Raw genomic sequence first — 13179 nt, 5'->3', positions numbered from 1 at the left:
TTCTGGCTCTTTCGTAACCGAGGAAAACGATGGATGTCACTAGCAATTCACCACGCAATAATTCACAAGCTCGATAAAACCGAAGGTAGCCCCTCGACTCTTGGGCTAGCACCCGGGGTTTTGCCAACTGACGATGATCCATTAAAGCAGTTAGTAAGTGATGTTCACTCGGTATACAGCAGCAGGCAAAGCAAGAGCTATGGTGTGTTTGACTCTGAGCTCTCCAACGTATCAGCAGAGCCGCATCTACGACGCTTACGTGATGAAAATGATGCTGATTTTTACCAGATCTCTATTGCATTGATGCAAGTTCTTAAGTCCCGTGCTGACGAGCGTAATTTCGTTGGCGGGCATGTGCTGATGTTTGATTATACAGTCAGCAGCTACCGCTGGTTTGTTGTCGCGCTAGTCAGTAGTGCGACAGGAGCCATGGTTGATGAAAACTATAAAGTGGTAACTGCACCGCACTTGGATGTGGCAGGTATCCGTTTCGCCGGACGAGTAAACTTTGACCAATGGCAGCAAAACGAACAGCGCTATATCAGTTTTCTAAGCGGTAAAGGGGCTGAGATTTCACAGTATTTTCAAAAATTTCTGGGATGTTTAGCCCCGCAGAAGGATCTGGAAGATACAAAGAACCTTGTCAAAGTCGTCAAACAATTTGCAACCGATCAGAATCTGGATGACGCCTCACGAGAGCTTCTGCTGACAGAGGTGAATCGATTTGCCATGGAGAAGGCTGACAGCAAAGAACCTCTGATCTTGGGCGAATTGGCCAACCGAGTATGGCCAACATCTCCGGAACAGCTGAATACCGCATTTGCCGAAGCAGACCCTCCAATCGCCGATGGCTTTGTACCACGTAAACGTGGGCTTGATGGACTGGTTCGCTTCAAGGCGAAAACAACGAAATGGGCTCTGGAGTTCGAGCGAGAGGTTATCCAAAATCAAACGATAACCGTCGATCCAGATGAACGAACACTCATAATTAAGGATTTACCTGATGATTTCTTGGCTCGCTATAAGCATGAGTTTTTAACCGATGCCAGCACGGATGATCACACTAGCTGAACTGGTGATATTGTTCCGACAGATGCCTGACCGTAGCTGGGATAATGGATGTCTGTGCGGAAACCTACTTGTTCCGGATCAGAAAACCGCTGATTTTCTTCAAGACTTGCTTTCAGAAGAACGAGCTGAAGAGTATCCATGTGGAGTCGCTCAGGGAGACCCAGACAACGTCTGCGTAGGCGACTCATTTGAGCTTCGCTTTCGTTCTCCACGAAGCGCTGTCGGCCTCATCGTCCCAGACCTTAACACCCTGTTACGTAATCAGCAGATAGCCCTAGGTTTTAAGTCTATCCCTTGGTATATAGCGGAGCGAGATGAGGCAAGCTGGGAGTATGAGGGCGATATCCCTGGCCGGTTGAAGATGGTTCACCAGCTAGTAAAAGCATTGGAGGGCACGGCCTCTATCGTCGATGAACGCAATGCTCGACTCATTTTCTTACGAGATGGCCAACTGGATATACCGCTTTCGTTTGACAGCCAAGCCTTGCTTGTTTTGGATATACCGCTGGCAACAGAGTTGATTGGACTACTTGCTGCCCAAGATGGCCACACCAAACAGCGCCATGAAATCTGTGCGACGGCCATCTTCGATATGTTGTCCAAACTTCCCAAAGAGCAGCGATTTTCAACCTTGCTAGGCAACATAGCCGAACTCCACCAACGCTTCGTGGATGGCTATAAACTATTTGCGGCTTCTTTCTCTTTCGAGAAAGTGCGAGATCAAGCGGAGTCTATAAAGCTCGAGTATTTGGGCAAGATCCACAAAACCTTTTCAGACATTCAAGGACAGCTTCTGGGGATCCCAGTATCTACCATTGTCGTAGCGACACAATTTAAAGACATAGCGTTACTTACCGAGTCAGCCAGAATGGGACAGATGTGGCTCAATGTTGCAATCCTCGCCGGAGCCTTCATATTTTGCATTTTACTGACCTGTGCTGTGCTCAACCAAAAGCACACATTAGATGCACTTGAACAAGAAATAGAGCGCCACAAAAGATCGCTTGAGAGTGATCATGCAGACCTCAAAGATCGTTTGGGAGATGTTTTCCAAAAGCTAACCGACCGAGCATGGATACACCGTATTGGTCTATACGTGGTCTTGGTCGTCTGCTGGGTGGCTTTTAGTATTGGTGGTATCGTTTTCTGGATGCTAACCAAAACGGCTTTCTGAAACCAGCAGCGCTCCTCTTTGTGAGAAACCCAAATGGCCCTTGTCTATAAACATTTAGTTAACAGCAAGTAACTACTCGTAGCGAGTAGTATCATGTCTGGGGATCAAAACGTTTAGAGTAAATAGCCACCACCAGCAGCAAGGGCCGAAAACAGGGGTAAAACATGCGAGGAACCAAGATCCCCTTCGGTGAACATGATGGTGTTCTGTTGCGAGCCTTCGAGGTTGCAAACGGGCTTGCATGCAACTGTGTCGGTCCTGGATGCCGGAGACCGTTGAATGCCGTTAACGGAGGGCTAAAAGTCATTCCTCACTTTCGACATGCCCAAGCAGAAGATTGCGTTCAAGGCTACAAGGAAGGTGTACGACGTGCAGCGGTCGCTCTGATTGCCGCCCAGCGACGCCTGGTTCTCCCAGCCTACTATCACCAGATCAGCAACACAACTTATTCAGGACACAGTCACCTTCCCCTCAGAGGCCATTATCGCCGACAAGGTTGAACGGTTCGTGGACTTTGTGGAGGTGAAGGCTCACGCGCTAATACCGAACCCAGCGCGAACGCCGCCAGCACCTTGCCAACATTGAAGCTTCATCAATGGAGCTCGATCTCAGTGGGCTAACTTTTGAACAGATCAACAACCCAGCAGCATTCGAGTATGCGGTTCTTTCCAATCCAGACAACAGAGATTGGATTTGCTCTCTGCGCGAGGAGAAAAAAGGAGCAACAAGTGGCGGAGAAGATTGCACATGACGTTGCAGCCGATAATGCTCAATGGGAGCATGAAAAGGCTCGCCATCGGGCGTTGGAAGAGACTCGACGCGCGGAACATGAAGCCAAGTTAGTGGCCGCAGCCAAAGTACTTTCGGCGCAAAATAAGCTACTGTCGGCGACTGTTGAGGTCCAACGTGCCATGAACCAAAATGCAAGTCTGCAACGTTCAGAACCGCTCATTAGTCAGGTACTTCGTGCGGCCTGGGCTGGGAATGGGGTGGTGAGGCTGTCGAATGCTCAAAATGTTACCTACTTAGTCCCGCAAGTACACAGTCCTGCCCCCACTGTACAAATGGCGCTAGTTCGTTGTCTCCCTTTCCGGTATCAGCTGACTATGCGGCCACAATCCACCATCGAATGCGTTGCTCGCCCAGACCGAATTGGTCAGTACAAGCGGTGCCGAACCTGCGAACTCAGCCTGAGCAATCAGATGAGTAGTGTTGACCACCTAATATAGCTAGTAGATAGCTCTATAGCACTGTATGGATAATCTAACCACATGGAATAGCAAAGTGTTATTTTTCACCACGGACAGTCTCTTTTAAAGTTGAACCGTATTGGTGGATACCATGCATGAACTGAATATCTGATAATTTTAATGAATCCAATTTCAGTAATGAATTAACAAAATTAACTTTTTTCAGCCTTAATTTACGAGTCATTCTTTCCCCCTCGACATAATAAGACTCAACTCTCATCCATTTTATTTTGCAAATATATGAAATTAGTCCCAATGGGTTTTTCAGCCTCTTGACCAAAGTAGGCCTACGAACTTCAATGTTTACATCATTATTTTTACCACATTTGTTGAAACAATCTCGCAGCTTCCGCCACGTTATATTTCTTGTACTATCACACCGGACTAATAGGTGAAAATGTGGCATCCAACGCTGGTATTCAGGATGATAGTCTACCTCAAAGAAACCAATCAAGACATCGGATATTCCTGAACGATTCAACTGTTTACGAAGCCTACCTATCAAACGTTGAATATTCAGTTCCCCCAGAGTCGAAGTCATCCTGTCATAATATATAATGGTGACAAACTTCCAAGCTTGATAGTCTTCACATAGCAATGCTAGCTGACTGATTTTTTTGACTCTAAATTCTCGAACACATACAGGACAGGAAAAACTAAAACATGGTTCCTCTTCATCACAGTCTGAAAGTTTTTCTGCAAGCCGCCGAGCCTTTATCAACTCTGAACGAGAGAGTGTATTTACTCTTAATTGTTTCTCTTTGTAGCACTCCTCTTCCGTTTCAAATTTTGGAAGAAGTGACTTGATAGCTAATGGTGAGCACGCTTTAGCGCTAAGGAATTTTTTCATTTTTAAGACCTATAAATTTGCGATTGAATAGTTGAAGCCTATTCATCAGCAACTAACAACATTTAGAACTGTGGCGGTTCTCTGTTGATAAGATTGCGATGTAGTTGATATTGTTTGTTAATGACACATCGTGAGTAGAAGTACAGATAAATTTCATACTGACTATTAACATGAACGGGGAGGGGTTATATTGTGCCGGTGTATTGCAGAGCATTCATCCATGCTTGTATATCAGAGGAACGCCATGCAACTCGACGACATCCTTGCGCCTTAACTGATCTCGGAAAATTTCCCTGCGCCATCAAACGATAAATGGTTGCGCGAGAAATCGTGCAACATTCGATAACTTCAGCCAAATTCAGCAAACATGTTTCGTGTTTCATAAATGACTCCTTTGTAATAGTCAGAGTCCATTTACAGATTTCGAAAACAGCGAAAGCATGATGCGCTCTCTCCCTCTATGTCGGCTCAAATAACGACGCATCAAATACGAAAGAGGCAATAACGAGCGCAACTTTTTGAACTGCACAGCACATCTACAGCGCACGATATGGTTCGGTGAACACAGGGGTTGGGCGGATGCGATTGAGAGTCCACGTTGTCGATTTTTTTAATTGATGCGCGTGAGATTAACGCGCGTTATAGAGGGGGACATGAATTACGTCGTACAAAAATGAAATAAATTCATATTAATCAATAAGTTCAACGTTCAACTTTTCAACGTTCAACGTTCAACGTTCAACGTTCAACGTTCAACGTTCAACGTTCAACGTTGAACGTTGAAGTTTGTAACTTGCCGCACGTCCAGATGCGGAACAGGTCACATTGTTGACCGCAAACCAACTCTACACTGGTGTCAGGGACCTAGAGCGATCAGTTCTACAAGCAAACTGCAAATCGTGCTGCACAACATCAAACCGATTCTTGATGAGCCAGCTCGGACGTACGGCGTGTTACAACGAAGTTAAACCGTCATTCCAACCAACGTGAACACCTGAGCTTTCCAACTTGAACCGGAAGGAGTATTCGCGTTGGTCAGATATAGATTTTCACGTTTCATCAGAATCGGCGTCAAAGATCAAATGGAATAGACAGCTCTTACCATCTATACCGACAGACCAGACGCGGCTGTCGGTTTTGTCGCACGTAATAATGCATCCAAGTGATCTGCCCAACGTTGCAGCCACTCTCGACTTTGCTCGGTGTACTGATGAAGATCATATGTACCAGCTAACGCTTTCTTCGTATGACCGAGAATAGATTCTGCAACCTCAGCTGGACATTGCAAACGAGAAAGACCCGTTCTAACAGTACGCCGGAGATCATGTGGCGTCCAATGTGGAAGATCTATCATTACATTCCCACACCTCATAACCCAAGTAGTTTCCGTCAACTGCTTTTGTTTTATAGGCTTACCTGTTCGCTGAGATGGAAATAAGTACAGCTCATTGCCAATTTTATTTTCTTTAAGAAAAGTTATACATTGCCGTGGAAGTTGAACCTCTCTTACCACCTCCGTCTTAGACTCCCGAATGTGAAATACACCTTCGTCAAGATCTATGTCACGCCAAGCAGCTTCACATATTTCTCCAGTGCGACATCCAGTCCACAGTGTCATTCTAAGTATATTTTTCTGTACATCAGTGAACTTTGATGTTGGTAGCCAATTCAAAAATATTTTCAGTTCATCATTACTAAAAAATCGGCTGCCTTTCTTAGAAGTTAATTTGACCTTGGTTCTAACCAAACTAACCTTAGCTTGGAGTGCTGGATTGATAAAGTTATCATCAAATTTACCAATCCCAATTGAGTATTCATATGCAGCCAACATCTCCCGCAACACATTGCCCGCCTGAACATTGGCGCCTCGTTTTATAATTGACATAATAAGGTCAATTATATCTTGTCGACTTACATCACGAACTAATCGGTCACCAAGCATTGGAACCGCATCACAGTAAAGAGTGCGCCTAACCTCAGCCTGACCTTTCTTTTTCCTTGCTCCACTCTTTATCGTACCATTAGGTAAACGTTGATCTTCGATAAGGTTCTGTAGATAAAGCTCGATCATCGCTTGAAGCGTAAATTTCCCTAGCTCACTTTCATTCTTGATTTGCTGTTTAAGCTCAAGCGCGGCAGCCCTCGCTTCGGTAGCTGGACATCGGCCTTGCTGCCTGATGAGCTTGAGCTCCCGTAGTTTTATACGGGCCTGCTCTAAGGATACGGCTGGAAATACCCCAATTGAGATCTGGATTAACTTATTTGTTACTGGACTGGTATAACGATAGAAAAATGTCTTTTTACCTGTCTTCCCGCAAGTAACACGAAGCCCTCTGTTGACTCCATTATCAGCCTTATCGCTATCCGATGGCTTCATGACTTCAATTGCTCTAAAGGACAGTGCTTTGTTACCCTTGTCCGCTGGCATAACCGACCTCCTATGGCTGATGCATACGCTCTCCTAGCTTGGCCGCATGCAATAGGGCTTAATGTCACTGTAGGCTACAAAATCAAAACCTACACTTCAACCTACATTTTCGCCTGCGATTGGGTGAGATCGAGTGAGACTCTCAGAGCAAACAAGAGACCACGCAAACACCATAAGCCATTGTAATATAAGCATGTAAAGAGAGATAACTACATGTCAGCAATAGAGAATCTCCACAATCACACACCAATGATGCAGCAGTATCTGACCCTCAAGGCCGAGAACCCGGAGATCCTGCTGTTCTATCGGATGGGCGACTTCTACGAGCTGTTCTATGACGATGCCCGCAAGGCCTCCCAGCTGCTCGACATCTCCCTGACCAAGCGCGGCCAGTCGGCCGGCAGCCCCATCCCGATGGCGGGCGTCCCCTATCATGCCATCGAGGGTTATCTGGCCAAGCTGGTACAGCTCGGCGAATCGGCTGCCATCTGCGAGCAGGTGGGGGATCCCGCCACCAGCAAGGGGCCGGTGGAGCGCAAGGTCATTCGCATCATCACCCCGGGTACCGTCTCCGACGAAGCGCTGCTCAGCGAGCGACAGGACAACCTGATCGCCGCCGTCTACCACGATGGCCGCCGCTTCGGCTACGGCACCATGGACATCGGCTCCGGCCGCTTCTTCATCAACCAGTTCGAGAAAGAAGAGACCCTGCTGGCGGAGCTGCAGCGCACCAATCCGGCCGAGCTGCTCTACCCCGAATCCTTCGCCTTCCTGCACCATGTCGAGGGTCGCCGCGGTCTGCGCCGCCGCCCGGAGTGGGAGTTCGAGCTGGGCACCGCCCGCAAGCTCTTGTGCCAGCAGTTCGGTACCCAGGATCTGGTGGGCTTCGGCGTCGAGCAGAGCGAGACCGCCCTGTGCGCCGCCGGCTGCCTGATGCAATACGTGAAAGACACCCAGCGCACCGCCCTGCCCCACATTCGCAGCGTGCGCCTCGAGCAGCCGGATCACGCGGTCATCATGGATGCCGCCACCCGCCGCAATCTGGAGCTGACCCAGAATCTGGCCGGCGGCCACGACAACACCCTCTCCGCCGTGCTGGACTGCACCGCCACCCCCATGGGCAGCCGCTTGCTCAAGCGCTGGATCCACCAGCCGATCCGCGACCGGGTGATCCTGAAAGGTCGCCAGAGCACCATCAAGGAGCTCATCGAGCAGAACCTCTATGACGAGCTGGGCGGCCTGTTGCGCCAGGTCGGCGATGTGGAGCGGGTGCTGGCGCGCCTGGCCCTGCGCTCGGCCCGTCCGCGCGATCTCACCCGGCTGCGGCAGGCCTTCGCCCAGCTGCCTGAGCTACAGCGCCTGCTGGCGGAGAGCGAGCATGAGGCGGTGCAGCAGCTGCGCGAACGCGCCAGCACCTTCCCCGAGCTGCTGGATCTGCTGGAGCGCGCCGTGATGGAGGTGCCGCCGGTGCTGATCCGCGATGGCGGCGTCATCCGTGACGGCTTCAACCAGGAGCTGGACGAGCTGCGGGATCTGGCCAACGGCGCCACCGCCAGCCTGGCCCGCATCGAGGAGCGTGAGCGGCTGCTAACCGGCATCAACACCCTCAAGGTGGGCTACAACAAGGTGCACGGCTTTTACATCGAGGTGAGCCGCGCCAACAGCCATCTGGTGCCGGCCCACTACATCCGCCGTCAGACACTGAAAAACAACGAACGCTACATCATCGACGAGCTTAAAAAGTACGAGGACAAGGTGCTCACCGCCCAGGCCCAGGCGCTGGCGCTGGAGAAACGCCTCTACGAGGAGCTGCTCGATGCTCTGCTGCCGCATCTGGGCGATCTGCAGGAGTCCGCCGCCGCGCTGGCGGAGCTGGACGTGCAGGCCAACCTGGCCGAGCGGGCCGAAACCCTGGACTACCGCTGCCCGACGCTCATCAACGAGGATCAGATCATCATCGAAGCGGGCCGCCATCCGGTGGTGGAGCAGGTGATGACCGACCCCTTCATCGCCAACCCCATTCGGCTGGAGCGGGAGCGGCGGATGCTGATCATCACCGGCCCCAACATGGGCGGTAAATCCACCTACATGCGCCAGACCGCGCTGATCGTGCTGCTGGCCCACATCGGTGCCTTCGTACCGGCCGACAGCGCCCGTATCGGCCCCATCGACCGCATCTTCACCCGTATCGGGGCGTCGGATGATCTGGCATCGGGAAGATCCACCTTTATGGTGGAGATGACCGAGACCGCCAACATCCTCAACAACGCCACCGCCCGCAGCCTGGTGCTGATGGACGAGATCGGCCGCGGCACCAGTACCTATGACGGCCTCTCGCTGGCGTGGGCCTGCGCCGAGCAGCTGGCAAGCAAGATTGGCGCCTACACCCTGTTCGCCACCCACTACTTCGAGCTGACCCGTCTGCCGGAGCTGATGGAAGGGCTGGCCAACGTCCACCTCGATGCGGTGGAACACGGTGACACCATCGCCTTTATGCACGCGGTGCAGGAAGGGGCGGCCAGCCGCTCCTACGGGCTGCAGGTAGCTGCGCTGGCGGGGGTGCCCAAATCGGTGATCCAGCAGGCCCGTCACAAACTGCACGAACTGGAAAGCGCCACCCCGGTGGCCGCTGGTGAAAGCCGCCCAGCCCCGGTGGCCATGGCGCCCCAGAGCCATCCGGTGGTCGATGAGCTGGAAGCAGTGCGCCCGGACGAGCTCACTCCGCGGCAGGCGCTGGATCTGCTCTATCGCCTCAAACAGATGCTGTGACCAGCGGCAGCTGATCAGCCATGAAAAAGGGGAACCGCGAGGTTCCCCTTTTGTTTGGCTGTTTGATGGCAGCCTGAACAGGATGAAGCAACGTCAGGCTGGCCCGATCCGCTCCAGCAGGCTCATGTGGGTTGAACCGTCGTGGCGCTTGAGCTTTTGCCGGTATTCGAACTGGTGCTGGCTCTCCTGCTTGAGCCCCAGCATCAGCGAGTAGCACATGGCCAGCATGATCACCGAGAAGGGCAGCGCCGCTATGATGCTGGCGGCTTGCAGGGCGGCCAGCCCGCCGGAGACCAGCAGGATGGCGGCCACCAGCCCCTGACCCAGCCCCCAGATGGCGCGGTGCAGCACGGGAGGATCCTGATCGCCGATGGAGAGCAGGGTCGTAATCACCAGGGTACCCGAGTCACTGGAGGTGATGAAGTAGGTACAGATCAGCAGGGTCAGCACGCCCTTGGCGATCCAGCCGAAGGTCTCCCAGTGCAGCAGTTCCACCGTCTGGTAGAGCGCCAGGGTCACGTCCTGATTGACCGCGGCTACCACGCCGCCACCGCCGAACAGCTCCAGATTCATGGCGGTACCGCCAAACACGGTGAGCCAGAACATGCCGAGCAGCGAGGGCACCAGCAGCACGCCAAGCACGAATTCGCGGATGGTACGCCCCTTGGAGATGCGGGCGATGAACATGCCGACAAACGGCGCCCACGCAATCCACCAGCCCCAGTAGAAGGCGGTCCAGCTCGACTGCCAGGCCGAGGTGCCATTGGCCTCGGTGTTGGTCCAGAAACTCAGCTTGACGATGTTTTGCAGGTAATCGCCGATGTTCTGCACATAGGCGTTGAGGATGTAGGTGGTCGGCCCCAGCACCAGGAAGAGGCCCAGCACGAATACACTCAGCCAGATATTGAGCTCGGAGAGCAGCTTGACCCCCCGTCCGACCCCGGAGACCGCCGACAGGGTGGCGATCAGGCTGATGCCGCCGATGAGCCAGAGCTGGTTCGCTTGCGATACCTCCATGCCGAACATCTGGTTGAGACCTGTGTTCATCTGGGAGACCCCCAGGCCAAGAGAGGTGGCCACCCCGAATACGGTGCCAAACACCGCCAGCACGTCGGCGGCATGACCCCAGAAGCCGTAGATGCGATCGCCGAGCAGCGGATAGAGCACGGAGCGGATGGCCAGCGGCAGCTTGCGCCGATAACTGAAGAAGGCGAGCGACAGGCCGACGATCACATAGATGGCCCAGGGATGCAGGCCCCAATGGAAGAAGGTGAGGCGCATGGCGATCTGGGCCGCCTCCGGGGTCATCCCTTCGGTGATGAAGGGGTTGCCCTGCAGGTGGTTCATCGGCTCGGCGATGCTCCAGAACACCAGGCCTATGCCCATGCCGGCACTGAACAGCATGGCAAACCAGGCGAAGTAGCCGAACTCCGGTACCTGGTCGTCGTCACCCAGCCGGATGCTGCCAAAGCGGCTGAACATCAGGTAGACAGCGAAGAACAGGAACAGGGCAACCACCAGAATGTAGTACCACTTGAACCCGGCAATGATCTGATCCTTGGCGCCGACAAACCAGCTGGCGGCGGTTTCGGGGACGAACACCCCGAACAGCAGGAACAGGGTGATGACGGTGAGCGCCGTCATGGCCATAGTCGGGTTGAGGCCTTTGAATAGCCCTTTGCTTGCTCTCATCTGGCCTCCTTAGTCGTTGTTGAAAAAGTCTTCACCCACGTGATCGCCGGCACCACCGATGGCGCGGTAGACCAGCTTGCCGGCCGTCTGCACCCGGTGGTCCACCAGGCTGACCGAAGGCTGGCCATTCACCGCATGACGCTTGCCGAGGAAGATGGCCATGGGTACGCCCAGGTTGGAGATGCCGCTGGTGATCCAGAGCCGGTTGAAGTCGTAGGAGCCGCCGATGAACTCCAGCTGGGCCAGACCGGTATCAAGGCCGGTCAGATAGAAGTTCATCGCGCTCTCGTCCGGGAAGAGGTGCACCAGCACATAGGCGTAACGCAATTCATTCACCAACTCCTTTAGGTTGAAAGAACCGGTCTCACTGCAGGAGAGAGGCAGCTCACCATCGTAGTGGTGCACCTTGAGGTTGTTGGGGTCTTCGTCATAGGCAGGCTGGTAACGCACGAAAGCCGAGGTATCAGGCAGTTCATAACGCACTCTGACCACCCGAAGGTCGGCCGCCAGCGACTTGATGTCCAGTTCGTCACTCATCATCTTGCTCCTCAAAAGTCGGGTCAAAATTCGGAAAATGCCCGCTAACCTAACACAAAAATAATTAGAGCAGAAATCATTACAGTAAAAACCATATTGACCTTGTGACGAATTAGGCGGAGAATTTTGCGCCTCTCAACAGCCCCTCGACGATTCGTTCCCCATGGAAAAACATGATGAAGTGCTGGTCGCCCTGCGCCAGATAATTCGTGCCATCGACATGCACTCCAAGCGCTTGATCAAGGAGGCCGGCCTGACCTCGCCCCAGCTCTTGCTGCTCAAAGGGATCGACGAGCTGGGCCAGATTTCCATGCGCCAGCTGGCGGATCACACCAACATGAGTCAGGCCACCGCCACCACCATCATGGACCGCCTCGAGAGCCGCCAGCTGGTGCAGCGCATCCGCAGCGAAACCGACAAGCGCAAGGTGCATGCGACGCTGACTGACGCAGGCCGCGCCCTGCTGGCCCAGGCACCCACTCCGCTGCAGGAGCGCTTCATCCAGCGCTTTCAGGCACTTGAGGTCTGGGAGCAGACCCTGTTGCTCTCTTCCCTGCAGCGCATCTCGGCCATGATGAATGCCGACGAGATAGACGCGGCCCCGGTGCTGAGTGTCCGACCCCTCACCGAGGAGCGGGCATAAAAAAAGCTCCCATTCGGGAGCTTTTTTTATGGGTCGGGGAGAGTGCGATCACTCTTCCAGACTGATGCCGATATTGGAGACGCCATCCTGGGCCGCAAAGGTGCGGATAGCCAGAATGCGGTCGCTGTCGCGCTCATGGGCAACCCGCTTGAGCAGCTCGACCTGGAACTCCAGCTCGGCTTCCATGTATTCGTGCTCGTAGAGCTCCTCGTCGGTGAGGTCGCGCTCTTCCAGCATCTCGATGAAACCGGCCACGGTACCGACCGACGCATGGCTGGCATCGTTGGCCTCTTCACCCACCCGGCAGATCACCGAGTTGTAGGCACAGCCCAGCGCCACGCAGGCATCCAGCGCCGGATAGGCACCGTAGGACTCGAATTTGCCAGGCTCGGGAATATAGACTTCAAACGCCTCCAGGATCGCCCCCAGATTGACGCGGGACCCCTTCACCGTCAGGTAATTCCACATCTGATCCAGGGCGTGGCGAAATGCCTTCGCATCCCCGAAACCGGAGGCCTGGGAAAACAGCGCATAGTTGGGGTACATGCGCTCTGCCAGCGCCAGGGTGTAGACGGTCTGTTGCCAAGGCTGTAGCTCGGCCAGTCGCTTATAAAACTTGTCACCAAACACTGGAGTCGGATCCTTTGCAAAATGTGGGGCAGATTGTAGCCCACGAGGGGCCGCGCGAAAACGAAAAAGCGGCCTGGTCGGCTATGTTGGCCGGTCAACTCGGGTAAGATGAGGACAGAGCGGCCTCTCTCCCGC

Annotated in this window: 10 protein-coding genes; 4 read left to right on the top strand and 6 right to left on the bottom strand. The window is 53.4% G+C overall.

Translation table 11 applies throughout. The features are described 5' to 3' along the window. Positions 1–33 precede the first annotated feature (33 nt). Positions 34–1071, top strand: a complete 1038-nt coding sequence (locus ACB032_RS10705) for a nucleoid-associated protein (RefSeq protein ID WP_213393663.1) — start codon at positions 34–36, stop codon at positions 1069–1071. Further along, a complete protein-coding gene (locus ACB032_RS10700) occupies positions 1043–2245 on the top strand; it encodes a hypothetical protein (RefSeq protein WP_371137909.1) in 1203 nt (400 codons plus the stop codon). The genes ACB032_RS10705 and ACB032_RS10700 overlap by 29 nt, the downstream gene beginning before the upstream one ends. A 1287-nt stretch (positions 2246–3532) precedes the next feature. Here the strand turns inward: ACB032_RS10700 and ACB032_RS10695 are convergent. From ACB032_RS10695 to ACB032_RS10685, 3 genes are all read right to left on the bottom strand, one after another. Then, positions 3533–4345, bottom strand: coding sequence for a hypothetical protein (locus ACB032_RS10695; protein WP_213393467.1), 813 nt, complete (start codon positions 4343–4345; stop codon positions 3533–3535). A gap of 185 nt (positions 4346–4530) precedes the next feature. Continuing rightward, positions 4531–4728, bottom strand: coding sequence for an AlpA family transcriptional regulator (locus ACB032_RS10690; RefSeq protein WP_213393466.1), 198 nt, complete (start codon positions 4726–4728; stop codon positions 4531–4533). A gap of 722 nt (positions 4729–5450) precedes the next feature. After that, positions 5451–6773 (bottom strand): site-specific integrase, encoded by a 1323-nt coding sequence (locus ACB032_RS10685; protein WP_081086464.1) that lies wholly within the window; start codon positions 6771–6773, stop codon positions 5451–5453. 213 nt (positions 6774–6986) lie between these two features. Between ACB032_RS10685 and mutS the strand changes: the two genes are divergently transcribed. Then, the gene (mutS, locus tag ACB032_RS10680) at positions 6987–9542 is read left to right on the top strand and encodes a DNA mismatch repair protein MutS (protein ID WP_371137908.1); all 2556 of its coding nucleotides are present in this window, start codon (positions 6987–6989) and stop codon (positions 9540–9542) included. Between the two features lie 93 nt (positions 9543–9635). Here the strand turns inward: mutS and ACB032_RS10675 are convergent, their stop codons facing one another. Both ACB032_RS10675 and ACB032_RS10670 read right to left on the bottom strand, forming a co-directional pair. After that, complete coding sequence (locus ACB032_RS10675; RefSeq protein ID WP_011707434.1) at positions 9636–11234, bottom strand: BCCT family transporter; 1599 nt, start codon at positions 11232–11234, stop codon at positions 9636–9638. 9 nt (positions 11235–11243) lie between these two features. After that, entirely contained in the window at positions 11244–11771 is a 528-nt protein-coding gene (locus ACB032_RS10670) for a hypothetical protein (RefSeq protein WP_011707435.1), read from the bottom strand. Between the two features lie 163 nt (positions 11772–11934). Here ACB032_RS10670 and ACB032_RS10665 point away from each other — a divergent pair, with 163 nt between their 5' ends. After that, a complete protein-coding gene (locus ACB032_RS10665) occupies positions 11935–12414 on the top strand; it encodes a MarR family winged helix-turn-helix transcriptional regulator (protein ID WP_011707436.1) in 480 nt (159 codons plus the stop codon). 48 nt (positions 12415–12462) lie between these two features. Here the strand turns inward: ACB032_RS10665 and ACB032_RS10660 are convergent, their stop codons facing one another. After that, positions 12463–13044 carry a YjaG family protein gene (locus ACB032_RS10660; RefSeq protein WP_011707437.1) on the bottom strand — a complete coding sequence of 194 codons (582 nt, stop codon included), beginning with the start codon at positions 13042–13044 and terminating at the stop codon, positions 12463–12465. Positions 13045–13179 lie beyond the last annotated feature (135 nt).

The organism is Aeromonas sp. S5(2024) (assembly GCF_041403025.1).
Classification (GTDB): domain Bacteria; phylum Pseudomonadota; class Gammaproteobacteria; order Enterobacterales; family Aeromonadaceae; genus Aeromonas; species Aeromonas hydrophila.
This window is presented reverse-complemented; position numbering and strand designations above follow the sequence as displayed.

Coding starts and splice junctions, on each gene's coding strand:
- ACB032_RS10705 (WP_213393663.1), top strand. CDS start 34: ATGTCACTAGCAATTCACCACGCAATAATTCACAAGCTCGATAAAACC.
- ACB032_RS10700 (WP_371137909.1), top strand. CDS start 1,043: ATGCCAGCACGGATGATCACACTAGCTGAACTGGTGATATTGTTCCGA.
- ACB032_RS10695 (WP_213393467.1), bottom strand. CDS start 4,345: ATGAAAAAATTCCTTAGCGCTAAAGCGTGCTCACCATTAGCTATCAAG.
- ACB032_RS10690 (WP_213393466.1), bottom strand. CDS start 4,728: ATGAAACACGAAACATGTTTGCTGAATTTGGCTGAAGTTATCGAATGT.
- ACB032_RS10685 (WP_081086464.1), bottom strand. CDS start 6,773: ATGCCAGCGGACAAGGGTAACAAAGCACTGTCCTTTAGAGCAATTGAA.
- mutS (WP_371137908.1), top strand. CDS start 6,987: ATGTCAGCAATAGAGAATCTCCACAATCACACACCAATGATGCAGCAG.
- ACB032_RS10675 (WP_011707434.1), bottom strand. CDS start 11,234: ATGAGAGCAAGCAAAGGGCTATTCAAAGGCCTCAACCCGACTATGGCC.
- ACB032_RS10670 (WP_011707435.1), bottom strand. CDS start 11,771: ATGAGTGACGAACTGGACATCAAGTCGCTGGCGGCCGACCTTCGGGTG.
- ACB032_RS10665 (WP_011707436.1), top strand. CDS start 11,935: ATGGAAAAACATGATGAAGTGCTGGTCGCCCTGCGCCAGATAATTCGT.